A 22448-nucleotide genomic window follows, 5' to 3' on the forward strand; every position below is an offset into this window, starting at 1 on the left:
ACACTGTCCCATGGGTAACTCCTGCGTGCGGTTCACGGGCCATGGCGACGAGACCGGCTGCTTCGCGGGGTGCTACTCGGTGGAGCTGGTACTCGCGGGATCCTGGGGGGACACGGCCGCGCACCCGCCGTCCGGCGGCCTGCTCAGGATCAGCACGGCGACGTCGTCGCGGCGTACCCCGCCGGAGAAGCTCTCCAGGTCGGCCTGGAGGGCTTCGAGAGCCTGATCCGGCTCACGCCCCGCCCATAGGCGGAGCCGCTCGTCGAGCGGGTAGAAGGCGCCCGCCTCGTCGCGCGCTTCCGTCACCCCGTCGGTGAAGACCAGCAGAGCGGCATCCGGCGGAAACCCGATCCACTCGGCCGCGCGCGCATCGCCGCTGAGGTCCGCCATCCCCAGCGGCACGGACGTCCGGTGCAGGGCGACCACCGACGCTGCCCCGTCGCACAGCAGCCGCGGCGGCAGATGGCCGCAGTTGACGGCCCGCACCCGCTCACCACCGTCGAAACCGAGCAGCAGGGCGGTGACGAAGCGTTCGTCCTCACCGGTCTCGGCGGAGAAGGCGTTGTGCCGGACGACGGCGTCCTCGACGGCGTCGGCCACGGCGGTGAGCTCGGGCTCCCTGATGGCTGCCTCCCTGAACGCTCCGAGGGCTGCGAATCCCGCCCCGATCGCGGGCAGCCCCTTGCCCTGCACATCGCCGATGATCACGCGGGTCCCATGGGGCGACTGCACGACCTCGTAGATGTCGCCGCCGACGAAGCGGTCCTCCTCGATCGGCTCGTAGAGCCCGTGGGCACAGACCTGCCGTGTGACGACGGGGAGCGGGCGCAGTATCTGGCGCTGTAGCGCGACGGCCGCCGAGCGCAGCCTCGCCACCTCGGTGGCGTGCCGGATGCGTGCGGCACAGGCGACGACGCCCAGGGCGCTGGCGAGGACGGTGAAGCCGATGAGGAAGACCACGTCCCAGAAAGCCCCGGTCGAGGCTATCCGGGATCCGACGACGACCAGCGTGACCCATACCGCCATGGCCGCGGTCTGGCGCACCGTGCAGAAGACCGACGCCAGCGCCGGCAGCACCACCATGAGCGGGATGAGAGGGAGGTCGTTGCCGGTGAGGGAGTCGAGGAGGACGACCGCGACGGTCAGCAGGAGGAGCCACAGAGCGAGCGCCCAGTTCCCGATCCGGGAGGCGCCCGCCTCGGTCTCCCCCGGATCGACGCCGGGCAGCGGAAGGCTGCGCGCCGCCGACGGGCGCCGGAGTCCCATGACCACGGCACGCCTCCCGCCTGTTCGTCCCTAACGCCCCACGTGTTCCAAGCTACCCGTCCCCTGGCCCCGGGTCCTGGCGTCGGCGTGCGGCTCCGCCTCCGCCGGGACGAGGGCCGAGAGGAAGGCGGTCCTGCGGCGCAGGGTGAAGCCGAGGGATTCGTAGAGCCGGATTGCGGAGGTGTTCGACGCGGCGGCGTGCAGGAAGGGTGTCTCGCCCCGCTCCCTGATGCCGTGGGCGACCGCCCTGACGAGGCGCGTCGCGAGTCCTTGACCCCGTACGGAGCTGTCTGTGCAGACGCCACTGATCTCCGTCCAGCCGGGTGGGTGCAGCCGCTCCCCCGCCATCGCGACCAGGACTCCTGCGCGGCGGATCCCGAGATAGGTACCGAGCTCCACGGTGCGCGGCAGGAACGGGCCGGGGCGGGTGCGCTCGACCAGGTCCAGCATGTCCGGCACGTCGGCGGGGCCGAGCAGCACGGCCTCCGGATCGGGGGCGGTGTCCACCGAGTCGTCCACCAGCTGGACACCCTCGGCCTGGAAGACGATCTCCCAGTCGGCGGGCGGGGGCTCGCGGAAGGCGGTGAGAGTGACGGGCGCGCCAGGCCCCGCGAGTGCGGCGACGTCGGCCCAGTCCTGGGCGTCGGGCGCGTCCGGCAGAGCGAGCCAAGGGGTGACGTCGGGGCGGTAGCGCAGGATGCGGCCGCGCCGCTCGGCGAAGTGGGAGTGCGGGCCGGTCAGCGAGGCGCGGGCGGGGTTGTCCAGCGGATGGGGCTCTTCGGTCTCCGCACCGGGGCCGGGCACCCTCGCGGTGGACGGCTCCGTCGTACGCGGCGTGGACGGGTGCGTGCTCCGTGACGTGGGCGGGTTCGTGAGCGGGGATGTGGCCTCGGGCATGGACTCTCTCACTCCGTCGGTGTCGGCGGCCGGGGACAGGGTTGGAAGGCCGGCGGGCCCGCTTCTATTCCCGGGCGGCCGGACCGTTCACACACATGCAATCAACGCGCTCACCAGGGCGTCCTGCCGCCGTGGTGTCGCAAAGGAGCCGGGCGGACCGGTGCCTGGGGCGGGGCGTACGAACACGCGGCCGGTCCGGCGAATCGCGCACCACTGCGCGGGATACGGCCCCAACGGACCTCGGCCTGTGGCACTCTGGATACGATCGCCCCACCGGGCTCCCCCGTACCGGTGGGGCGGTTCTGCGTCCCCCCGCAGAGCACGGAGCTCCGCCGTCGTGACCCGGAGGATGATCACGGTCATTTTCGGCCAATCCGGGCATGACTGTGGCTCAAATCGACTTTCGCCCGCATGAGTTGCGGACCATCGGGCAGGCGCATACACCTCAGGGCCCGCAATCTGAGGAGCGTGACGGGATGACCCTGCACACTGCACAGACCGCCGCCGCGGAACGGGCAGGTGCCCCGGACGGGCTCCCCTGGATCGAGGACGCCGGACAGGTCGCCCCCCGGGACGCACGGAAGCTGTCGAAGCTCTTCTTCGACGCCCTGCGGGAGATCGACGAGGGCACTGCCGAGTACCAGTACGCCCGGAACACCCTCATCGAGATGAACCTCTCCCTCGTACGGTTCGCAGCCGGACGCTTCCGTAACCGGGGCAGCGGCGACATGGAGGACATCGTCCAGGTCGGCACCATCGGTCTGATCAAGGCGATCGACCGCTTCGACCTCTCCCGCGAGGTCGAGTTCACCTCGTTCGCCGTGCCCTACATCGTCGGTGAGATCAAGCGCTTCTTCCGGGACACCACCTGGTCCGTGCATGTGCCGCGGCGGCTGCAGGAGTTGCGGGTGGATCTCGCGAAGGCGAAGGAGGCGCTCGCGACGGGCCTCGACCGTGATCCCACGGTGCGGGAGCTCGCCGAGTACCTCGGCCTCGACGAGGAGGAGATCGCCGAGGGCCTCGTCGCGGCCAACGGCTACACGGCGGGGTCGATCGACCTGCCGGCCGACGCCGCGGAACCGGTGGGCCGCGCGTCGGGCGGGCGCACCATGGCGGATGTCCTGGGTGAGCCCGACCCCGCGATGGAGACGGTGGAGAATCTCCAGACGCTCGCCCCGCTGCTGGGTGATCTCGACGCGCGTGAGCGCCGCATCATCGACATGCGGTTCGGCCAGGAGATGACACAGGCTCAGATCGGCGAGGAGCTCGGCATCTCGCAGATGCATGTCTCCCGGCTGCTCAGCCGCATGCTCAGCAAGCTGCGCAGCGGGATGTTCACACAGGACTGACCCACGGCCGACGCCGGGCCGGCTCCGTCGGTGACGGGGCCGACCCGGCGTTGTTGCGGCGGCATGCAGCTTCGTGGCCACGTGCGCGACCGGGCCGGGTGCGCAGACCCCTCCCGGTGGCGAAGGCCCTGGACGACGTCCTCCTGCGCACCCGGTGCGTTCGGTCGAGGTCAGCACCGACGGTGGCGCCGCGCACGGCTGCGCGACGAGCCCCGGGCCGGGAGCGGGGTCCGGTGGACCGCCGGCCGGGTTCCGACGGCGCCCGGCCCGGGGGTGCTGCTCGCGCGGGCCGCGGACCGGGCGGGACGCACCCAGTCGGAGACGACGGCTTACAACACGCAGGGCTGTCTCTTCGACGCGCCGGTGAGGCACCCGGTGACCGTGGTCCGACCGACGAGGGCTGTCAGGACCGGCCCGCGTAGTACGTGGCGATCATGTCCTGGCCGCCGTGTCCGGCCGCCTCCGCCCGGGTGAACCGCTCGGCGGAGGCGGCGACCAGGTCGAGCGTCACTCCGGAGGCCTCGGCCGCGTCGAGGATCAGCCGGGAGTCCTTGAGCGCGGTGGAGAGCGCGAAGCTCGGGCTGAGATCGCCGGAGAGCACCGCCGCGGACTTGCCCTGGAGATACGGCGTGTCCAGCGGGCCGCCCTTCATGGCGTCCAGGAAGAGCTGCGGGTCGAGCCCGAGTCCCTCCGCGAGGTTGAGGCACTCCGCCACGCTGTTGACCATGTTGATCACCCAGGTGTTGGCGACGAGCTTGAGCCGGGTGGCGGCCCCCGGTTCCTCTCCGACCCACACGGTGCGCCGGCCGATGGCCTCCAGGACGGGCAGTGCGGTGGCGCGGGCGCTCGAGGGGCCCGAGACGAACACGGTGAGCGTGCCCTGCTCCGCGGGCTGCTTCGTGCCGGAAACCGGGGCGTCCAGGTAGACCAGCCCCAGCCCGGCGGCCCGGTGGGCGAGGTCGGTCGTGGCGTCGAGGCCCACGGTGGCGCTCTGCAGCCAGACCTGCCCCGGACGCAGACCGGGCGTGGCGGCGGTGAGGGTCTCCGCCACGGCTCGGCCGTCGTTCAGAGCGGTGAGGACGACGTCGGCTCCGCGTACCGCTTCCTCGGGCGTGTCCGTCACGGTGGCGCCGTGGGCGGCCAGCGGTTCGGCCCTGGACCGTGTGCGGTTCCAGACCCTGACGGGGAGCTGCTGCCTGAGCAGGCTGCCGGCCATCCCGGCTCCCATGATCCCGGTGCCGAGGACCGCGACGGTCGGCGTGCCGGGGGCGGCGTCGGCGGGGGATGCGGTGGTCATGGGGAGGTTCCCTTCGTCGGTGCGGGATGGTCTCGGGACCGGTGGGTCTCAAGACTGCCGCAGGGCGCTCTCCAGGGCGGCGCGGTGCACGGCTCTGGCGAGTCGCGCGCCCCAGCGCGAACGCGGTCCGGCGAACGGCTCACCGGGCTGCCCTCCCGGGTCCGGCGCGGCGACGCACACCGCGTCGGTCGGGGTCCCGGAGCAGTCGAGTCCGGCGTCCACGAGCGCCTGGACCTTCGCCTCGGTGGCGGTGGCCACCGCGTTGACCAGGGCGGCGTCGGAGAGCGCCACGGGGAGGGTGACGACGATGTTGACGGTCCCGGGCGGCCGCGGGCCGTCGGTTCCCTCGGCCGGGGCCGCGGCCCATCCCCGTACGCCGAGGCCGCTGGTGACGGTCGCGGTCACTCCGCCGTCGTCGGCGACGGTGTACGCGGTGACATCGGCGGCGGTCATGAGTCCGGCACCCGGCCCGTCGAGCGCCTCGGTCGCCGCGATCTCGGCGAGGTGCCGGTCGGGGTCGAGCCGGGGGTAGCCGCCGGGCACCTGGGCGTTCAGGATCCAGGCCCGCGGGCCGATCCCGCCGCCGAGCACGGCACTGCTGCACACCCGCCACCCGGGCCCCAGCCGCCAGACCATATGGTGCAGCCCGAGGCCGTCCTCCTGCCGGGCCAGCAGCTCGCCCCGCTGCCGAGGCGGACGGATGACTACGGATCCGATGACGCACCCCCGTGACAGGCCTGCCGACCGTCGGCAGCGGCGTCGATCATACGGGCGGGCCAGGACCGCACACCCGGCGCACCCGCGAGAGTGCTCACTCGAATGGCGTAACGCGTGTGGCGGGGCCGATAGCCGCGTGAATCGGGGCCACCGCCCCTCCCCGGTGTCCTGGGCCGCGCGCCGCTCAGGCCGGGAAGTTGCACCGTCCAACCGGGTGAGGCGCGATGGAAGCCGGACGCGCCTCACCTGCTGGACCCAACCGCAGGACGCGCCCGGGCGAGGAGGAATCGGCCATGGGAGCCGCTGACGGTTTCACGGATTCCGGAGAACTCGACGGTCTGACCGTCTACGACAGCGACGGAGAGAAGGTCGGCACAGTGGGGCGGGTGTACGTCGACGACGACACCGGCAAGCCCGACTGGATCACGGTCAAGACCGGCATGTTCGGCATGAAGGAGAGCTTCGTTCCGCTTGCCGGCGCCCGCCGGGTGGGCTCCGACCTGCACGTCTCGCATCCGAAGGACCGCGTCAAGGACGCCCCGCGGGTGGACGCGGACGCGCACCTCTCCGTATCGGAGGAGGAGGAGCTCTACCGGCACTACGGGATGACCAGGAAGGCCACCGGACGCGCCGGAGCGGGCGGCGACGCGCGCACGACGTCCGGGACCGGAACGGGAGCCATGGGTGCCGCGGGGGCAGCCGGTGCGGCCGGCACCGCCCGCACGACCTCCGGCGGCCAGGCGAAGGCCACCGGCACCACCGCCGGCATGGGCACCACCGGTGCCGGCGCGGGCAGGCACCGCGACACGGAGACCTCCTCCACGTCCCGCCCGCTCGCCGGAGCCGGAGCCGAGCGGTCCGCCGCGGGTGCCGGCGGCCGTGAGGAGATGGTCCGGTCCGAGGAGCAGCTCCAGGTCGGCACGGAGGAGTACGAGAGCGGGAGGGCACGCCTGCACAAGTACGTCGTGACCGAGAACGTCACGCGGACGGTGCCGGTGTCCCACGAGGAGGTGCGCGTGGTGCGCGAGCCTCTGCAGCCGGGCGAGAAGGTCACAGGTGTGAAGGGCACGAACGACCTCGGCGAACAGGACGTCGAAGTCACCCTGCACGCCGAACGAGCCACCGTCCGCAAGGAGGCTGTCCCCGTGGAACGGGTCCGTCTCGAAACCAGCAAGGTCACCGAGCAGAAGGAAGTCTCCGCCGAGCTCCGCAAGGAGAAGATCGACTACGCGGACGGCAAGGACGACATGGGCAGCGGCAAGGACATGGGCGGCGAGTTCGGCCAGGGACGTCGTCGCTGACCCCTCACACAGCGGCGAAAGGCCGCGCGACAGTAGCGAGGGGCGGACCCGGGTGGTTCACGGGCCCGCCCTCTCGTGGCGCTGCCGCCGGTGGACGGCCTCTCCCGGCAGGAACCGCACGGAGGGGCGCCCGTCGGGCCCTTCCGGCGTGACCACCGCGCGTACCCGGTAGACATCGGCGATGAGTTCCTCGGTGATCACCTCCGAGGGCGTTCCGCCGGCGACCACCCGGCCTTCCTTCATGACCGTGACCCGGTCGCAGAACATGGCGGCCAGATTGAGGTCGTGCAGCGCGACCACCGCGGTGACGGGCAGCGCGGCGACCAGGGAGAGCAGCTCCAGCTGGTGCTGGATGTCCAGGTGGTTGGTGGGTTCGTCCAGCAGGAGTTCACGCGGCTGCTGGGCGAGGGCGCGGGCGATCTGCACCCGCTGCCGCTCGCCGCCCGACAGGGTGTGCCAGGACTGTGCGGCGCGGTCGGCGAGCCCGGTGCGCGCCAGTGCCTCGCGTACGGCGGCGTCGTCCTCGGGTCCGGGCGCGGACCACGCCCGCCGGTGCGGGATGCGGCCGAGGCGTACGACGTCCAGCACGCTCAGGTCGACCTGGGTGACCGCGTGCTGGTCGACGACGGCCACGCGACGGGCCACGCCTCGCCGGCCGGTCTCGGCGAGCGGGCGGCCGTCGAGGGTGACGACGCCCGCGCCCGGGGCGACTACGCCCGCCATCACCCGCAGCAGCGTGGTCTTGCCGGAGCCGTTGGGCCCCAGGAGCCCGACGGTGGTGCCGGGCGGCGGCGCGATGCTCACTCCGTCGAGGACGATCCGCCCGCCGGCCTCCCTGCTGACCCGGTCGGCCCGCAGGCCTTCGCCGGGGGCCGCTGTCCGGTTCACGCGCTCCTCCGGGTGCGGTGGAGGATGAGGACGAAGACGGGCACCCCGATGAGGGAGGTGACCACACCGACCGGGACCTCCTGCGGGTCGAGGACGGTCCTGGCCAGGGTGTCGACCCAGACCAGGAACACGGCCCCGGCGAGAGCGGTCACCGGCAGCAGCCGCCGGTGCCCCGAACCCGTCAGCGCCCGGGCGGCGTGCGGCAGGACGAGGCCGACGAAGCCGATGGCGCCCGCCGAACTGACCAGCGCCGCCGTCAGGAGCGCGGTGGTGCAGAGCAGCACGATCCGGGTGCGTCCCACGTGCACCCCGAGGGCGGCCGCGGCGTCCTGGCCGAAGGCGAAGGCGTCGAGCGTACGGGCGTGGCCGAGGCAGATCAGCAGCGTCACGGCCAGCACGGCCGAGCACATCCACACATCGCTCCAGCCCACCCCGCTCAGCGAGCCGAGCAGCCAGAAGAGCACGCCCCGGGTCTGCTCGGCGTCGGCGGCGGTCATCACGACGAAGGACGTGAGCGCGGAGAAGAGCTGCATGGCGGCGACCCCGGAGAGGACGACCCGGTCGGTGGATCCGCCGAGGGTGTGGCTGAGCAGCAGGACGAGGGCGAACGAGCACAGTGCCCCGACGAACGCACCGCCGGAGACCGACACCGCTCCCCCGCCGACACCCAGGACGACGACCACGACCGCCCCGGTGGACGCCCCGGAGGAGACGCCGAGGACGAAGGGGTCCGCCAGCGGGTTGCGCAGCAGCGACTGCATCACGGTGCCGCACACCGCGAGCCCGGCCCCGCACACCGCGGCGAGCAGGGTGCGGGGCATGCGCAGGTTCCAGATGATGCCGTCCCGGATCGGGGTCAGCCGCCCGTCTCCCAGGCCGAGGTGCGAGGCCACCGCGGACCAGACGTCCGGGACGGAGATACGGGCGGGTCCGATCGTGACGGCGACCGCGACGGACAGGACGAGCAGGGCGACCCCGGCGCTCCACAGGACGCCGTCGCGCAGGACCCGGACTCCGGGGGCCGTCCGGACCGCGGGCGGCTGCTCCACCCGTACGTCCGGGGCGCGTTCGCTCCTCGTCACCCCGCGAGCCCGAACGAGCGCAGCCCGGCGGCGACGCGCTCCACGCCCTCCACGGTCCGGATGGTCGGATTCATCGCCTGGCCGCTCAGCAGGACGTACCGCTTGTGCCGGACGGCGTCCATGTTCTTCGTGGCGGGGTTGGACTCCAGGAACTCGATCTTCTTCGCTGCGCTCTCGGCCGTCTGCGACTTCCGGGTCAGGTCCCCGATGACCAGCACGTCGGGGTTCCGGTCGGCGACCGTCTCCCAGTTGACCTGGGGCCATTCCTCGTGCGTGTCGTCGAAGACGTTCTCCGCGCCGAGCTCCTCGGTGATGATGCCGGGGGCGCCGCAGCACCCGGCCAGGTACGGGGCCTCGGAGTTGGCGAACCAGTAGAGCATCGTGGTGCCGGACGCGTCGATGTCCGCGGTCGCCCTCTCGATGCGGCCACGGAGGCTCTTCACCAGCTTCTCGCCCCGTTCCGGGACGCCGAACACCTTGGCCAGGTCGCGTACTTCGCCGTAGACGCGGTCCATGGTCAGGGGCTTGGAGCGTGAGCCGTCGCTGCTGCCGGTGTTGTCCTTGCCCGCGCAGTCGGAGGGTGCGAGGTACGTCGGTACGCCGAGCTCCTCGAACTGGTCGCGGGACGCCACCCCGCCTTTGCCGAGGGTGGACTCGAACGAGGCGCTGACGAAGTCGGGTTCCTCGGCGAGGACCTTCTCGGAGGAGGGCTGGTTCTCGGCGAGGCGCTTCACCGTGGATTCGTCCTTCTCCAGGCCCTTCATCACCGGGTCCGTCCAGGTCGCGGTGGCGGCCAGCCTGTCGGCGAGGCCCAGGGAGAGCAGGATCTCCGTCGATCCCTGGTTGAGGGAGACGGCGTGACGCGGTGCCGCGTCGACGGTCACCGTACGGCCGCAGTTCTTGAGCGTCACGGGAAAGCCGTCGCCGGCGGCGTCCCGTGCTGCGCCGTCGGGAGTGTTCCCGCCTCCGCCGCAGGCGGTCAGAAACACAAGTCCCGCGATGAGCAGGGCTGTTCGGCGTACGGTGCTGGCTATGAGCGGCACGGAGTCCTCGGCATTCTCTGGGCTCATGCGCGGAGCCCGTACGGAGTTCCGCTCCCGGTGCGGAAGCGGTTGCCAGCAGGTCTTCGGACTCGGGTTCGTCCGGACGAGGCGCCTTCCCGGTGCACCCGAGGGTGTTCCAGTGGCTGTGGCCCCGCCCGTCCCCCTCACCGCTGCGCGTCAGCTCCGGATTCTCACCGGATTCCCTGACTCCACGTGGAGTGTGACTGGCGCCTGCAAGCTATCACGCGGCGCGCCGGCGGCCTCGGGGGCCGTAGCCGGTACGGCGGGGGCTTCTCCCCCTCCGTACCGGCCGGCCGTCGCGCGGGTCAGCGCTTGGGGTGAACCGATTCGCCGCCATCGGCCTGCGGCTTCCCGCCGCGGCGGGCGAGCACGGACGTGGTGCCCCAGTAGGCGAGCAGGACGGTGCGCAGTCCCAGGATCTCCAGGTGCTCGCCCAGGCGGCAGCGGACGGCCCGCCCCTTGCCTCCGGCGCTCATCGGGCGTCCGCCGGGCGGGTGTTCCACGGGCCCCCGGGGTCGTCGTACGCGTCCGCGTAGCCGGGTCCGGCGATCGGCCAGTCGGCGAGCAGTTCCTCGGGCAGCGCGAAGGAGTCGGCCAGCTCCGGGGCGTGCGCGGCGACGGCCGTGAGGAGCTCCTCGACGGCCTCGGGCAGGGCGTCCACCTGAGCGGCGCTCAGGAGGCCGGCGGCCAGCAGGTCACCGCTGTTGCGGGACACCCATTCGAGGGCGAACAGCCGCTCCAGGTCCCCGAGCCGGTCCCTGGCCGCCCCCTCGGGCAGCGTCGCGCGGGCCTCGGCGTAGGCCTCGGCGGCCTGCCGGTACGCGTAGGCCTCGACCCCGCGCATTGCGGGACCCGAGGCCGCGTTCCACCGGCCGAGGGTGTCGGCGTCGGGTGCCCGCAGCGCGCGGGCCCTGGCCCGGGCGAACCAGATGTCCTGGACCGAGGCGAGGAGCCGGCCCAGGAAGTACGGGTCGGCGAGGTCACCGGGGTGCGGGGCCCGGTCCGGGGCGTCGTCACCGCCGGGCTCGGCGGCCAACAGCATGTCGGCCGCCGCCTTGGCGTACAGGGCGATGTTGTCGCCCTCCGCGGTGATGGCCCCCTCCACGCCCGTGACGAGTTCGGTCATGCCGTTGTTCTCCAGCAGCGCCTGCGCGCCGCAGCGTTCACGGCTCTCGACGATGACGTCGCGGGCCCGCCAGGTGATCCACGCCTTGGCGACATCGACCAGACGTACCGCGTCCGTCCGGGCGTCCTCGTCCGTACAGGCTTCCCAGCGTTCCTGCGCCCTGCGGTACAGCAGGCTCATGGCGAAGACCATGGCCATGGCCGAGGCGAGCGGTCCGTGGTGCGTCCGGTGGGCGTTCACCGGCACCGGTGGGGCGCCCCGTGAGCCGGAGATCATCCGGTGGCCGCCGTAGCGTACGGCGACGGCCAGGGTCGCGCGGGCCGAGCCCGCCGCGCAGGCGCTCATGGAGATCCGGCCGGGGGTGACCCGCCCGATCGAGGTGAGGAAGCGCCGCCGCCTGTCCCCCCGTCCCGTTCTGAACTCCCCTGGCGCGTCGCCCTCCTCGGCTGATCCCAGCAGGGCGTCCCGTGCCACGAAGAGCCGGTCGAACGAGGTCAGGCAGTGGTCCACCGGGCTGCCCATCCGGGCCGGGAGCCGCCGTACCCGGATACCGGGCAGCGCCTGCGCGTCGTCGGTGAGCGGCACCAGGAAGAGGCGTACCCCGTGGTCGGAGCCGTCGGCCACCAGGCGGGCGGCGACCAGACCGGACTTCGCTCCGCCCGCCGGGCTGGTGTTGGGCATGAACTTCTGAGCGCCCGGGTTCGGGGTGTGCAGGACGAAGCCGTCCCGCTCACGGTCGTAGGTGGCGGTGGTCTCCATGGCCGCGGCGTTGTTGCCGTGTGCCACTTCCGTACAGAGGAAGGTGCCGATGCGCCGCATCGACAGATAGTCCGACAGGTCGCGGCGGCCGGCGCAGTCGTGGTCGAGGAGGCTGCCGAGGAAGAGGTTGTAGTGGATGCCCGCCACGGTGGTCAGCGCGGGGTCCACCGGGCCGAGCCAGGCGTGCAGGGCGGCCAGCGCGCGGGGGTCGGCAGCAAGGCGTGCTCCGCTGTCGAGGGAGAGGTTGAGGATCCGCAACCGGTCGTAGGCGAGGTCCAGTCGCTCTTCGGGCGTTCCGCCGGCGGGGCGGCGGAACGGTTCTGTGCTGATCAGCCGCTGCCAGAATCCGTGCTCGCGGCGGTATTCCGGGCCGAGGACGACGGCGGTCAGCAGTTCGGTGGTGGAGGGTGGGGCGGTGTCGGTAAGGGTCACGGTCATAACGAAATCAACGACCGTGGTGCGGGCGAGGACACCCCTGGACGGTCTACGGCTCCGGGACCGGCACGCCGGTCAGGGCCGCCGCCAGCTCCTCCTCGTCGGGAGGCAGGGCGCCCGCCCGTCCGACGGTCACAGCGGCCGACGCCACGGCGTGGCGCAGCACGTCGCCCAGGACGGCGGCGTCCAGCGAGCGCAGCCGGGCGCGGGCCTGTCCTCCGAGCAGTCCGTACGAGGCCAGGGCGTGCAGCGAGGCGGACATGAAGGCGTCGCCTGCGCCCACCGTGTCCGCGACCCTGACGGGTGGCGCGCCGGCGCTCACGGCCCCGCCCGGCACGAAGGCCGTCGCCCCTCCGGCGCCCCGGGTGACCAGGACGACCGCGGGCCCGGAGCGCAGCCACCGCTCGGCGGCCGTCTCCGGCGCCTCGTCCGGGTACAGCCATCTCAGGTCCTCGTCGCTGGCCTTGACGATGTCGCTGAGCGCCACCCAGTGCTCGGCGCGGCGTACGGCACGGGCGTGGTCCCCCATCAGTCCGGGCCGGACGTTGGGGTCGTAACTGACGGTCGCCGCCGCGCGGAGTGACCCGACGAGGTCCAGGACGGTGTCCGCGCCGGGGTCCAGGGCGGTGGCGAGGGACCCGGTGTGGACGTGCCGGGGCGGCTCCCCGGTCCACGCGACCGGGCCCAGCGTCCAGCTGATCTCGAAGCTGTACGTGGCCCGGCCCGCCTCGTCGAGGTCCACCGTGGCGGCGGGAGTGGGCGCGCCGCTGCCGTCGTCGAGGACCCGCACCCCGGCCGAAGCCAGGTGCTCCTCGATCAGCCGCCCGTCGGGGTCCGGGCCGAGCTGGGTGATCAGGGTGGTGCCCCGGCCCAGTCTGGCCAGACCGTACGCGACGTTCGCGGGGCTGCCGCCGGGGTGGGTCCGGTCCGGCGCGCCCGGCAGCCGGACGATGTCGGCGACGCATTCGCCGATGACCAGCAGGTCGGGGCTGTCGGGCATGGGGCGGGTCTCCTGGAGAGCGGGCGGTCGTGGTGAGGGGACGAACTGCCGCCGATTCTGCCCGGGTGCGGGGAGCCGTGGTGACCCGGGGCTCAGGAGGCGTCGCCACGCCCCTCGTCGCCGTAGCGCCGCTCGAACTTGGCGACCTGGCCCTCGGTGTCGACCACCCTCGCCTTACCGGTGAAGAACGGGTGGCTCTCGGCGGAGATCTCCACGTCGATGACCGGGTAGCTGTTGCCGTCGTCCCAGTCGATCGTCTGCTCGCTCGACGCGGTGGACCGGGTCAGAAAGGCGTACCCGGCGGAACGGTCACGGAAGACCACGGGACGGTACGACGGGTGCTTGTCCTGCTGCATCTCTGCTCCTGGAAGTACGGGGATCTCGCGTCCCGGCTTCGGGCCAGCGTCCCGAACGGCGGGGGCGGGCGCGATTCGGGACGTCCGTACGGAGCAGCGGATCAGCCCCCGTCCCACCCGGGAGCGGGGACGGCCTTCGGAGCGGAGGCCGTGCGCCGGGTCCACAGCAGTGCTCCGGCCAGCAGCACCACGGCACCGAGCAGCCAGGGCAGAGGCCCTGCGGGCAGTGCGCCGATGACCAGGCCGGCGGCCGCCCCCACGAGTTGCCGGGCCAGCGACTGCACGGAGAGGGCCGTCGCCCGGCCGGAGGTGTCGACGCGGCGGTGCAGGAGGTCGTTCTCGGTAGGCCCTGCGGCGCCCAGGCCCAGATAGACCAGTCCGTATCCGACGACGGCCATGGTCAGCGCGGGCGGCCCGGTGGCGGACACGGTGGCGCCGAGCGCCAGCAGACCGGCCACGCTCGCGCCGAGGCTCGCCAGGACCGCGCGTTCCGCGTCTCCCGCGAGCCGGGCGACGAGCGGGGCCAGCCGGCTGCCGAGCGCCGAGCACGCGAATCCGGCGGCGGCCAGGCCGGCGAAGAGGACCGCACCGGACTCCGCGGTCCCGGTCAGCGCGGCGGCGCGGCCCGGGGTGAGCAGTTCGAGAGCGGCGAGAGCCGTACCCGCGGCGCCCGTGGTCATCAGGATGCGCCGGATCAGCGCGTCCCCGGCGCCGAGCCTGAGCCCCGCGGCGACAACACCGGGAACGCCCCGCAGGACGCCGCGCAGGGTGGCCGCGGGGCGGGGCGGCTCCGTCAGGACGGTCAGGACGTAGCCGACGAAGACGACGTCGATGACCACACCGAGGAGCACGGGTACGGAGAGAGGCAGGACCAGGTCCGAGGTGAGCGCCCGCAGCCGGGCTCCCGGGTCCGGGCCGAGACCGAGCAGCCAGGGCAGCGCCCCTCCGAGGAGGACGCCGAGCGCGACGGCGCCGGACGAGGCGGCGCTGCCGCGCGCCAGCCCCTTACGGAGATCGGCGTCGGGGCCGGAACGGGCGTGCACGGTGTCGACGTACCAGGCTTCGGCGGGCCCGCTGGACAGGGCGCGGCCCGCGCCCATGAGGGCCGCGCCGAGGGCGATCACCCATGGGGCGGTGCCGAGGCCCATGAGCGTGAGGGCGCAGGCGTTGAGCAGACCGGCGCCGGCCAGGACGGCGCGGCGGCCGATGACGTCGGAGAGACCGCCGGTGGGGAGCTCCAGAGCGGCGGCGGTCAAGGAGTGTGCGGCGAATGCGGCGGCGACGGCGGTGAGGGCCAGGCCGCGCTCGGTGAAGAGCAGCACCATCGGCGCCATGACGAGGCCTGCGGGGAGCCAGAAGAGGAAGGACACGGCGACGAACCTGCGGCGCGCCGTGCGTTCGTCGGGCGTGGCGGCGGTGGCCTTCCCGCATCCCGGCGGCGGGGTCACCGGGCTCTTCCGGCGGCGGGCGCGGCGTCGGCGGCGGGCGCGGCGTCGGCGGCGGGCGCGGCCGGCCCGTCCGGGGCCAGCGGGAGTCCGGCGGTGAGCAGCACGACCTGCCGGGCACGGGGGTCGTGCTCGTCGCGTGCGGTCAGCTCGGCGAGCTTCTCCGCCATCGCGTCGCGGAGTTCGCGGAGGGACTCCGGCGTCAGCCGCGGCATCAGGTCGTCGATCCCCGAGGAGTCGTGCCATTCCTCGCCGAGGCGGCCCGCGTCGATGTCCGCCTCGTGCTGCTCCATGGACTGCTGCAGGTGCTCGAGCTGGCGGCGCCGGCCCAGCACCAGCATCGCCCGGCCCGCGGGCGTCGCCAGCATGGCCGCGTTGTCCGCGGAGGTGACGGAGTGCACGGCCTGCCAGCGGCGCTCACGACCGTCGCGGTGCTCCGCCTCCGCGACGAAGGCGTACTTGGCGAGCACCCGCAGGTGGTAGCTGGTCGAGGCGGACGACTCCCCCGTGCTGACCGCCAGCTCGCTCGCGGTTGCGGGACCGTGCAGCCTGAGGAGGCCCAGCAGCCTCAGCCGCAGGGGGTGCGTGAGGGCCTTCAGGGCCGCCGGGTCCCGCTCGGGATCGAGCAGACGGTGCGTCGCGTCGCTGTCCATGGCGGCAGCCTAGAGCGCATCCGAATTCTCCCAAATAGTTTTTGCAGAATATTTTTGGGAAACTTGCTCAGTCTCCTGAGGCCTCCTCCACGGCCTCCGCGACGAGCTCGAGGAAACGCGCGTGAGCCTGTGGACTGCACAGCGGTTGGGGGTTCCACGGCACGGTCCGCGCGCCGCGCCCGGCGGCTTCCCAGGCGGGGGCGGTGATCTCGTCGAGCGGGACCGCGTTGGACCGGATGTCCGTCAGGACGATGGCGGGCTCCAGGGCCGCGGCCTCCGCCCAGTCGACGGTGGCCCAGTTGACCCCGGCTCCCGCCGGCGGGGACACCAGGCCGACCCCGAGCTCGGCCAGCACCCGCAGTTCGGGCCACATCTGGGGGCGGGCGACATACGCCTGCTCCGGACCCGCGGGCGAGAGGGCCACCACCCTGGGACCGGCGGGGTCACGGGCAGCCGCGCCGAGCCGCTCGCGGGCAGCCCGCAGCTCCTCCGCGACATCGGGGCCGGAGGCACCTCCGAGCGAGCGCGCGAGTTCGGCGAACCGCTCGGCGACCCGGTCCAGGGTGCGCGCCTGGCCCACGTCGATCACGACGACCGGGACGCGCTCCTCCAGGTGCTTGGCGGTGTCCGCGTCCAGTCCGTAGATCTGGCCATGGCCGTAGCTGACGGCGACGACCAGGTCGGGCCTGCCGCGTAACAGCGTGTCGACGTCCAGGTCGTCACCCGCGCCCCGGTAGTCCACGGAGTCCAGCGGGAGGGTGCCGGTCTTCGCCCGGTCGGGCTCCGCCCCGTCGTGCCCGGAGCCGAAGATCCCCTCCGGGCGTATCCCGTGGTCCCACAGCGTCGCTCCCGCCTGGACGTACGCGAGCACCCGGGACGGCCGTCGGTCCGCCACCACCAGCCGGCCCCGGTCGTCCGCGAAACTCCACGCGCTCTGCCGCGTCATACGACTCACCCTTCCGAACCGGCGGCCCGGGCCCTCTCCCGGGCTCGCCACCCACTTCCTGCCCAGCCCGCCGGCTCCACACCCTCCGTGGTGCGCCCCAGATAGGTGAGCGGCCCGGGGTCGGGTACGTCGATCACCTGGAATCCGAGCCGGTCGTAGAACGCCCTGGCAGGGGCGTTCGCCGTCAGCATGGACAGATGGACGGCCCGGACCCCCTTCCCGTGCAGCGCACCCAGGAAGGCGCCCATCAGCTCCCTGCCGTACCCCTTGCGCTGCCACGGCGGCAGCAGGTCGATGTGCAGGTGTGCGGGGTGTTCGGCCAGCTCCGGAAGGATCATGCGCTCCGGGCGGTACAGGAGCGCCGTCATCGCGTCGGTGAGCGTCTCGGGTTCACCATCCGGCTCGGGGAAACGGTCCGTCACCAGGGGGAGCCAGACCTCCCTGAATGCACCGGCGAACCACCGCGTGTCCGCGGTCCCCAGGACGTATCCGACCGCGCGCCCGGAGCCGTCGTCCAGGACGAAGGTCAGCTCCGGTTCCAGGTGGGCGTACGGCTCGGCGAACAGTGCGGGCATCAGCCCCGGATCCGGGTAGAGGTGGGTACTGTCCCCGCCGTTGTCGGCCGTGCGGACACAGATGTCCGCGAGGGCCTCGCGGTCGGCGGGGCGATAGGGGCGTACGTACGCGGTCGCGGTCATCGCCCCATCCTTCACCCCTGGGAGCGCTCCCACAAGGCCCGGAGGCGCATCAGGACACCTCACGCTCCTGGACGTCCGTGCGGGCGAGTTCGACGTTGAACTGGGCGCCGGTCAGGAGCGCCAGGTTGGTGAACCAGATCCAGATCAGGAAGACCACCACGCCTGCCAGTGAGCCGTACAGCCGGCTGTAGCTGGCGATGTGGGTCGCGTACAGCGCGAAACCGGCAGAGGCGATCAGCCACAGGAGGGCCGCGAGCACCCCGCCGGGCAGCGCCAGCCGCACACGTCGCGCGGAGCGCGGTCCGGTACTGAAGAGGACCAGGATGAGGCAGGCGACCAGACAGAGCAGGACGGGCCACTTCAGCCCCTCCCACAGCGTCTCGCCGGCCTGCGCCAGTCCCGCCCGACGGCCGAGCCAGCGCGCCAGGGGACCGGTGAGCACGAGGGCGAAGGCGCTGGCCATCAGCAGGACGAGCAGCCCGATGGCCGAGACCACGATGATGTGCGCCTGGCGCAGCGGCGGCCTGGTGTCCTTCACCCGGTGCATCGCGTGCATCGCCCTGCGGAAGACGGCCAGATAGCTGGACGCGGACCACACGGCGCTCACGCTGCCGGTGGCGACGAGCAGCCAGACAGCGGTGCGTTCCCGGGTGGCCGCCTCCAGGGGCCGGCGCAAGGCCGCTCCGGACTCGGCCGGCGCGAAGGCCGTGATGTCGGCGATCAGGGCGTTGGTGGCGCCGGGGTTGGCCAGGCCGATGACGGAGACGGTGACGAGGAGGGCCGGGAGCAGCGCCAGGATGGCGTAGTAGGTGAGGGCGGCCGCCCAGTCGGAGAGGTCGTCGTTCCACAGTGATACGGGGGTCCGGCGCAGAGCGGTGCGCCAATTCCTCCGCGCGGGGCGCCCTGCCGGGGGTGCGGTTCGTTCCGCGACTGGGCCGTCGGTCCTGCTGGGCACGCGGTTACTCCGGGGGACGTGGGAAAGGCGGATGGCCGGGACGCCTCACGGCGGCCCGGCTGCTCCCTTTCTCTCATGCCTCGGTCCCGCGGATGTACTCCGGGCACGGCTCAGTCGTTGACGGCGGTGAGCAGCACCACCGCGTCCTCCAGGGCCAGCAGTCCGTGCCGCTCCTGCGGGATGGGGTGCAGCCGGCCCGCCGCGAGCTCCACGTCCCCGGATCCCGCGGTGAGCCGGACCGCGCCGCGCAGCACCTGGAGTGACGCGGCGGGAGGCGCGTTGTGCTCGTCGAGGGCGGACCCCTCGGTGAGCGCGATCACCGTCTGCCGCAGGGGTTCCTGGCGCAGCAGCAGGTGCGCGCTGCGCCCGTGCGCATTGGCGCGGGCTGCGGCCAGGTGCTCGTCGGCGAGAGCGTTGAGATCATCCATACGACCACTGTGCCGCAGTCCCCGCTCCCCCGCTATCGCGTCCGGCGCAGCCAGGCCGCCGTATCGTCCGGCAGCAGGCCGGAGGGGTCCAGAGGGCCGCTGGTCAGCAGCATCTCGTCGTGGTCGGGCAGCGGCATGGTGCTCCCCGAGAGGTTGACGACGCAGATCAGGCCGTGGGTCCGCATGAACGCGAGGACACCCGGTGACGAGGGCAGCCAGTTCAGTCTGCCGTCGGCCGTCTCACCGGGGGCGGCGGCGAAGCCCGGTTCGACGCGGCGCAGTCGCAGCGCCTCCCGGTAGAGGGTGAGCATGGAGCCGGGGGCGGCGCTCTGCCCTTCGGCGGCATACGAGGACCAGTCCGCCGGCTGCGGCAGCCAGGGTTCGACCGTGGACCCGAAGCCCGCGTACGGCTCCTCCGCGGACCACGGCAGCGGCACCCTGCAGCCGTCCCGTCCCGGGTCGATGCCGCCCGAACGCAGGTGCATGGGGTCCTGGATCCGCTCGCGGGGGATGTCGGCCTCGGGCAGTCCGAGCTCCTCGCCCTGGTAGAGGTAGACGGCCCCCGGCAGCGCCAGGGAGAGGAGGGCGGCCGCCCGTGCCCTGCGGGTGCCGAGCTCCAGGTCGGTGGGGGTGCCGAAGACCTTCGCCGCGAAGTCGAAGCCGGTGGCCTCCCGTCCGTAGCGGGTGACCGTGCGGGTCACGTCGTGGTTGCACAGCACCCAGGTGGCGGGAGCTCCCACCGGGGCGTGCTCGGTGAGCGTGTCGTCGATCGTGGAGCGCAGCAGCCCGGCATCCCAGGGGCAGGCCAGGAAGTTGAAGTTGAACGCGGTGTGCAGCTCGTCGGGCCGCAGATAGCGGGCGAAGCGCTCGGAGTCGGGGAGCCAGACCTCGCCGACGAAGATGCCGTCGTACCCGTCGGCGATGGCACGCCATGAGCGGTAGATGTCGTGGAGTTCGTCGCGGTCGATGTACGGGTGGGGGTCGGTGTCCTTGACGAAGTCGGGCAGGGCGGGGTCCTTGGCGAGCAGGGCCGCCGAGTCGATGCGCACACCGGCGACGCCCCGGTCGAACCAGAAGCGCAGGACGTCCTCGTGCTCCTGTCGGACCGCGGGGTGTGCCCAGTTGAGGTCAGGCTGTCCCGGGGCGAACAGGTGCAGGTACCACTGACCGTCCCCGACCCTGGTCCAGGGGGTGCCGCCGAATTCGGAGACCCAGTCGTTGGGCGGGATCTCCCCCTGGGCGCCACGTCCCTCCCGGAAGTGGAAGAGCTCGCGCTCGGGGCTGCCGGGGTCGGCGGCCAACGCCGCCCGGAACCAGCTGTGCCGGTCGGAGACGTGGTTGGGGACGATGTCGATGATGGTGCGGATGCCCAGGTCACGGGCCTCGGCGATCAGCTTCTCCGCCTCGGCGAGATGGCCGAAGGCGGGGTCGATGGCGCGGTAGTCGGCGACGTCGTAGCCGCCGTCGGCGAGCGGGGAGAGGTACCAGGGGGTGAACCACAGTGCGTCGACGCCCAGTTCGACCAGGTAGGGCAGCCTGGCCCGTACTCCCGCGAGATCGCCGGTGCCGTCTCCGTCGCCGTCGGCGAAGCTGCGTACGTAGATCTGGTAGATGGCGGCGTCGCGCCACCACGGTGCGGTGGCCTCGGTCGGAGGGTTGGCTGCCACGTGGCGTTCCTTTCGGGCAGGAGGTACTCCGCCCCCGGCCCGTACGCGGGGCGTGCGGAGGGAGGGCCGGTGGCGGAGTGCTGGTGGGAGGCGGTGGTCCGGAGGGGCGTCGTCAGCCCTTCAGGCCGCCCGCGGTGAGGCCGCTCATGATGTTGCGCTGGAAGAGCAGGAAGATGAGCAGCGTCGGGACGGACGCGATGGTGAGCGCGGCGATGAGGACGTTGGTCGGCACGCCGTTGGACAGCGAGTAGATGCCGACGTTGAGGGTCTGCTTTCCCGGGTCGGGCAGGGTGAGCATGGGCCAGAGGAAGTCCTTCCAGACTCCGACGACCGCGAAGATGGAGACGACGCCGAGGATCGGCCGGGAGATCGGCAGGATGATGGAGCGCAGCGTGCGCAGGGGCGAGGCGCCGTCGATGGCCGCCGCGTCGAGGAGTTCGCCGGGGATGGAGTCGAAGAACCGCTTCAGCAGGAAGATGTTGAAGGCGTTGGTGACCGACGGCAGCCAGATCGCCCAGGGCGAGTTGAGCAGGTTGCGTTCGAAGATCGGTACGTCGAGGACCGTGAGGTACTGCGGTACGACCAGGACGGTCGCCGGGATCATCAGGGTGGCGAGCATCATGCCGAGGATGACCTTGCCGAAGACCGGCCGCAGCTTGGAGAGCGAGTAGGCGGCGGCCACGTCGAGGACCAGCTGGAAGGCGAGTGCCCCGAAGGCGTAGTAGAGCGTGTTGAAGAGCAGTCGGGCCAGGTCCATCACGTTCCACGCCTGGGAGTAGTTCTCCGTGTGGACCGAGGAGGGGAAGGCGGTGGGCGGGCTCTGGACGACTTCCTGGGTGGTCTTGAGGCCGCCGGTGACCATCCAGTACAGCGGGCCGAGGAACGCGAGGGTGAAGGCCGCCGCGATCAGGGCGAAGACGATCCAGTAGACCGCCTTCCCCCGGGGCCGGCCCAGCTGAGCCGGTGAGATCAGGGTCCGCTGGCGGCCCTGGTCCGCGTCCCGGCGACGGGCCTTGCGGCTGCCGGGACCGCCGGGTCCGCGCCGGGAGACAAGCGTGTTCGATGCCATCGTCGTGCTCCCGTCCTAGTCTTCGCTGGTGCGGCTGAGGCGTACGTACACCGCGGAGAAGCCCGCGAGGACGACGAGCAGGAGGAGGCCGAGGGCCGCCGCTCCGCCGTAGTTGTTGAAGTTGAAGGCGTACTGGTAGATGAGGTAGACGACGGTCGTGGTGGAGCCCTCGGGCCCGGCGCCGTTGGTGAGCAGGAACGGCTCGGTGAACACCTGCATCGTCGCGATGATCTGCATGAGCAGCAGGAGCGACAGGATGAGCCGGGTCTGCGGGATGGTGACGTGCCAGATCTTGCGGAGCAGCCCCGCGCCGTCGAGCTCGGCCGCCTCGTAGAGCTCGCCCGGGATGCCCTGGAGCGCGGCGAGGTAGATCAGCGTGGCCCCGCCCATGTTCATCCAGGTCGACGCGATGACGACGGAGAGCATGGCGGTGTCGGGGTCCTGGAGCCATTGCTGGGCGGGCAGATGAAGGAACTCCAGGATGCGGTTGAAGAGTCCGTAGCCGGGGTCGTAGAAGTACTTGAAGAGCAGCACGGAGGCGACCGGCGGGAGCATGACGGGCAGGTAGACCAGCAGGCGCAGATACCCCTGCGCGTGCCGGAATTCGTTGAGCACGACGGCGACGACGAACGGGACCGCGAAGCCCAGCAGGAGCGCCAGCACGGTGAAGAGCAGGGTGTTGCGCCATGCCTGCCAGAACGCGGGGTCGTTGAAGACGTAGGTCAGATTGGACCAGCCGGCCCAGGTCGTCGTGCCGTCCTCGGTCTTCTGGAAGGCCAGGAGGAATTCCCTGACCATCGGATACCAGGAGAAGAAGGAGAAGCAGAGGACGGCTCCGATCAGGAAGCCGTGCGCCGAGATGTTGCGGCGCAGGGCGCGCAGGAACTCCTCGCGGGCGGAGTCCGGCCCGCTGGGGCTCTGGTGGTGGTGCCCGGGGGGCGGCGCGCTCGCCTTCCCGGTGGACAGGGTGGGGGCCGACATGGTGTCTCCTCGGTGCCGGTGCAGTCGCTCGCAGACGGACGGTCCGGATGCGGGGCCGGGCCCGCCCGG

General features: G+C 72.4%; 22 protein-coding genes, 1 pseudogene and 1 riboswitch. Of the genes and pseudogenes, 3 read left to right on the plus strand and 20 right to left on the minus strand.

The window, feature by feature from the left end; translation table 11 throughout:
• Nucleotides 1-72: 72 nt before the first annotated feature.
• Nucleotides 73-1266, minus strand: a complete 1194-nt coding sequence (locus ACIBCU_RS30055; RefSeq protein WP_399235423.1) for a PP2C family protein-serine/threonine phosphatase — start codon at nucleotides 1264-1266, stop codon at nucleotides 73-75.
• Between the two features lie 30 nt (nucleotides 1267-1296).
• A complete protein-coding gene (locus ACIBCU_RS30060; protein WP_399235271.1) occupies nucleotides 1297-2163 on the minus strand; it encodes a GNAT family N-acetyltransferase in 867 nt (288 codons plus the stop codon).
• 476 nt (nucleotides 2164-2639) lie between these two features.
• On the opposite strand from ACIBCU_RS30060, the gene ACIBCU_RS30065 reads away from it, so the two are divergent.
• Nucleotides 2640-3512, plus strand: coding sequence for an RNA polymerase sigma factor SigF (locus tag ACIBCU_RS30065; protein WP_399235273.1), 873 nt, complete (start codon nucleotides 2640-2642; stop codon nucleotides 3510-3512).
• A gap of 151 nt (nucleotides 3513-3663) precedes the next feature.
• Nucleotides 3664-3899, plus strand: a pseudogene (locus ACIBCU_RS30070) (sulfite oxidase); the annotation flags it as partial.
• A gap of 16 nt (nucleotides 3900-3915) precedes the next feature.
• Here the strand turns inward: ACIBCU_RS30070 and ACIBCU_RS30075 are convergent.
• Nucleotides 3916-4809 carry an NAD(P)-dependent oxidoreductase gene (locus ACIBCU_RS30075; protein ID WP_399235275.1) on the minus strand — a complete coding sequence of 298 codons (894 nt, stop codon included), beginning with the start codon at nucleotides 4807-4809 and terminating at the stop codon, nucleotides 3916-3918.
• Between the two features lie 48 nt (nucleotides 4810-4857).
• Nucleotides 4858-5445, minus strand: a complete 588-nt coding sequence (locus ACIBCU_RS30080; protein ID WP_399235277.1) for an adenosylcobinamide amidohydrolase — start codon at nucleotides 5443-5445, stop codon at nucleotides 4858-4860.
• 374 nt (nucleotides 5446-5819) lie between these two features.
• Here ACIBCU_RS30080 and ACIBCU_RS30085 point away from each other — a divergent pair, with 374 nt between their 5' ends.
• Nucleotides 5820-6827 (plus strand): PRC and DUF2382 domain-containing protein, encoded by a 1008-nt coding sequence (locus ACIBCU_RS30085; RefSeq protein ID WP_362932062.1) that lies wholly within the window; start codon nucleotides 5820-5822, stop codon nucleotides 6825-6827.
• A gap of 57 nt (nucleotides 6828-6884) precedes the next feature.
• Here ACIBCU_RS30085 and ACIBCU_RS30090 read toward each other — a convergent pair whose 3' ends face one another.
• The 16 genes from ACIBCU_RS30090 to ACIBCU_RS30165 all read right to left on the minus strand — a co-directional run bounded on the left by ACIBCU_RS30090 (nucleotide 6885) and on the right by ACIBCU_RS30165 (nucleotide 22379).
• Nucleotides 6885-7715, minus strand: a complete 831-nt coding sequence (locus ACIBCU_RS30090; RefSeq protein ID WP_399235279.1) for an ABC transporter ATP-binding protein — start codon at nucleotides 7713-7715, stop codon at nucleotides 6885-6887.
• Nucleotides 7712-8797, minus strand: a complete 1086-nt coding sequence (locus ACIBCU_RS30095) for a FecCD family ABC transporter permease (protein WP_399235281.1) — start codon at nucleotides 8795-8797, stop codon at nucleotides 7712-7714. The genes ACIBCU_RS30090 and ACIBCU_RS30095 overlap by 4 nt, the downstream gene beginning before the upstream one ends.
• Complete coding sequence (locus ACIBCU_RS30100; RefSeq protein WP_399235283.1) at nucleotides 8794-9867, minus strand: ABC transporter substrate-binding protein; 1074 nt, start codon at nucleotides 9865-9867, stop codon at nucleotides 8794-8796. The genes ACIBCU_RS30095 and ACIBCU_RS30100 overlap by 4 nt, the downstream gene beginning before the upstream one ends.
• Before the next feature lie 29 nt (nucleotides 9868-9896).
• Nucleotides 9897-10084: riboswitch (cobalamin riboswitch) on the minus strand.
• Between the two features lie 82 nt (nucleotides 10085-10166).
• Nucleotides 10167-10337, minus strand: a complete 171-nt coding sequence (locus ACIBCU_RS30105) for a hypothetical protein (protein WP_362932068.1) — start codon at nucleotides 10335-10337, stop codon at nucleotides 10167-10169.
• Nucleotides 10334-12184, minus strand: coding sequence for an acyl-CoA dehydrogenase (locus tag ACIBCU_RS30110; RefSeq protein WP_399235286.1), 1851 nt, complete (start codon nucleotides 12182-12184; stop codon nucleotides 10334-10336). Before ACIBCU_RS30110 ends, ACIBCU_RS30105 begins: the two co-directional genes overlap by 4 nt.
• A 46-nt stretch (nucleotides 12185-12230) precedes the next feature.
• Nucleotides 12231-13181, minus strand: coding sequence for a carbohydrate kinase (locus tag ACIBCU_RS30115; RefSeq protein WP_362932072.1), 951 nt, complete (start codon nucleotides 13179-13181; stop codon nucleotides 12231-12233).
• Nucleotides 13182-13273: 92 nt separating this feature from the next.
• The gene (locus tag ACIBCU_RS30120) at nucleotides 13274-13537 is read right to left on the minus strand and encodes a type B 50S ribosomal protein L31 (protein ID WP_099171537.1); all 264 of its coding nucleotides are present in this window, start codon (nucleotides 13535-13537) and stop codon (nucleotides 13274-13276) included.
• 101 nt (nucleotides 13538-13638) lie between these two features.
• Nucleotides 13639-14985, minus strand: coding sequence for an MFS transporter (locus tag ACIBCU_RS30125; protein ID WP_399235289.1), 1347 nt, complete (start codon nucleotides 14983-14985; stop codon nucleotides 13639-13641).
• Nucleotides 14982-15635, minus strand: a complete 654-nt coding sequence (locus tag ACIBCU_RS30130) for a helix-turn-helix domain-containing protein (RefSeq protein ID WP_399235290.1) — start codon at nucleotides 15633-15635, stop codon at nucleotides 14982-14984. Before ACIBCU_RS30130 ends, ACIBCU_RS30125 begins: the two co-directional genes overlap by 4 nt.
• A 67-nt stretch (nucleotides 15636-15702) precedes the next feature.
• Complete coding sequence (locus ACIBCU_RS30135; protein ID WP_399235291.1) at nucleotides 15703-16581, minus strand: ABC transporter substrate-binding protein; 879 nt, start codon at nucleotides 16579-16581, stop codon at nucleotides 15703-15705.
• Between the two features lie 5 nt (nucleotides 16582-16586).
• Nucleotides 16587-17279 (minus strand): GNAT family N-acetyltransferase, encoded by a 693-nt coding sequence (locus ACIBCU_RS30140; RefSeq protein WP_362932079.1) that lies wholly within the window; start codon nucleotides 17277-17279, stop codon nucleotides 16587-16589.
• A gap of 49 nt (nucleotides 17280-17328) precedes the next feature.
• Entirely contained in the window at nucleotides 17329-18234 is a 906-nt protein-coding gene (locus ACIBCU_RS30145; protein ID WP_399235293.1) for a YihY/virulence factor BrkB family protein, read from the minus strand.
• A gap of 110 nt (nucleotides 18235-18344) precedes the next feature.
• Nucleotides 18345-18662 carry a cupin gene (locus tag ACIBCU_RS30150; RefSeq protein WP_362932083.1) on the minus strand — a complete coding sequence of 106 codons (318 nt, stop codon included), beginning with the start codon at nucleotides 18660-18662 and terminating at the stop codon, nucleotides 18345-18347.
• A gap of 32 nt (nucleotides 18663-18694) precedes the next feature.
• Nucleotides 18695-20329 carry a glycoside hydrolase family 13 protein gene (locus tag ACIBCU_RS30155; protein ID WP_399235295.1) on the minus strand — a complete coding sequence of 545 codons (1635 nt, stop codon included), beginning with the start codon at nucleotides 20327-20329 and terminating at the stop codon, nucleotides 18695-18697.
• Between the two features lie 112 nt (nucleotides 20330-20441).
• Entirely contained in the window at nucleotides 20442-21398 is a 957-nt protein-coding gene (locus tag ACIBCU_RS30160) for a carbohydrate ABC transporter permease (RefSeq protein ID WP_362932087.1), read from the minus strand.
• A gap of 15 nt (nucleotides 21399-21413) precedes the next feature.
• Nucleotides 21414-22379: a sugar ABC transporter permease gene (locus ACIBCU_RS30165; RefSeq protein ID WP_362932089.1), complete on the minus strand. Its 966-nt coding sequence runs from the start codon at nucleotides 22377-22379 to the stop codon at nucleotides 21414-21416.
• Nucleotides 22380-22448: the final 69 nt, after the last annotated feature.

The organism is Streptomyces sp. NPDC051064 (assembly GCF_044455985.1).
Classification (GTDB): domain Bacteria; phylum Actinomycetota; class Actinomycetes; order Streptomycetales; family Streptomycetaceae; genus Streptomyces.

Excerpts from the sequence above, each read along its gene's own strand:
- ACIBCU_RS30160 (WP_362932087.1), bottom strand. The coding sequence starts at position 21,398 with ATGGCATCGAACACGCTTGTCTCCCGGCGCGGACCCGGCGGTCCCGGC.
- ACIBCU_RS30085 (WP_362932062.1), top strand. The coding sequence starts at position 5,820 with ATGGGAGCCGCTGACGGTTTCACGGATTCCGGAGAACTCGACGGTCTG.
- ACIBCU_RS30120 (WP_099171537.1), bottom strand. The coding sequence starts at position 13,537 with ATGCAGCAGGACAAGCACCCGTCGTACCGTCCCGTGGTCTTCCGTGAC.
- ACIBCU_RS30080 (WP_399235277.1), bottom strand. The coding sequence starts at position 5,445 with ATGGTCTGGCGGCTGGGGCCCGGGTGGCGGGTGTGCAGCAGTGCCGTG.
- ACIBCU_RS30140 (WP_362932079.1), bottom strand. The coding sequence starts at position 17,279 with ATGACCGCGACCGCGTACGTACGCCCCTATCGCCCCGCCGACCGCGAG.
- ACIBCU_RS30065 (WP_399235273.1), top strand. The coding sequence starts at position 2,640 with ATGACCCTGCACACTGCACAGACCGCCGCCGCGGAACGGGCAGGTGCC.
- ACIBCU_RS30130 (WP_399235290.1), bottom strand. The coding sequence starts at position 15,635 with ATGGACAGCGACGCGACGCACCGTCTGCTCGATCCCGAGCGGGACCCG.
- ACIBCU_RS30060 (WP_399235271.1), bottom strand. The coding sequence starts at position 2,163 with ATGCCCGAGGCCACATCCCCGCTCACGAACCCGCCCACGTCACGGAGC.
- ACIBCU_RS30165 (WP_362932089.1), bottom strand. The coding sequence starts at position 22,379 with ATGTCGGCCCCCACCCTGTCCACCGGGAAGGCGAGCGCGCCGCCCCCC.
- ACIBCU_RS30150 (WP_362932083.1), bottom strand. The coding sequence starts at position 18,662 with ATGGATGATCTCAACGCTCTCGCCGACGAGCACCTGGCCGCAGCCCGC.
- ACIBCU_RS30100 (WP_399235283.1), bottom strand. The coding sequence starts at position 9,867 with ATGAGCCCAGAGAATGCCGAGGACTCCGTGCCGCTCATAGCCAGCACC.
- ACIBCU_RS30110 (WP_399235286.1), bottom strand. The coding sequence starts at position 12,184 with ATGACCGTGACCCTTACCGACACCGCCCCACCCTCCACCACCGAACTG.
- ACIBCU_RS30055 (WP_399235423.1), bottom strand. The coding sequence starts at position 1,266 with ATGGGACTCCGGCGCCCGTCGGCGGCGCGCAGCCTTCCGCTGCCCGGC.
- ACIBCU_RS30075 (WP_399235275.1), bottom strand. The coding sequence starts at position 4,809 with ATGACCACCGCATCCCCCGCCGACGCCGCCCCCGGCACGCCGACCGTC.
- ACIBCU_RS30105 (WP_362932068.1), bottom strand. The coding sequence starts at position 10,337 with ATGAGCGCCGGAGGCAAGGGGCGGGCCGTCCGCTGCCGCCTGGGCGAG.
- ACIBCU_RS30135 (WP_399235291.1), bottom strand. The coding sequence starts at position 16,581 with ATGACGCGGCAGAGCGCGTGGAGTTTCGCGGACGACCGGGGCCGGCTG.
- ACIBCU_RS30115 (WP_362932072.1), bottom strand. The coding sequence starts at position 13,181 with ATGCCCGACAGCCCCGACCTGCTGGTCATCGGCGAATGCGTCGCCGAC.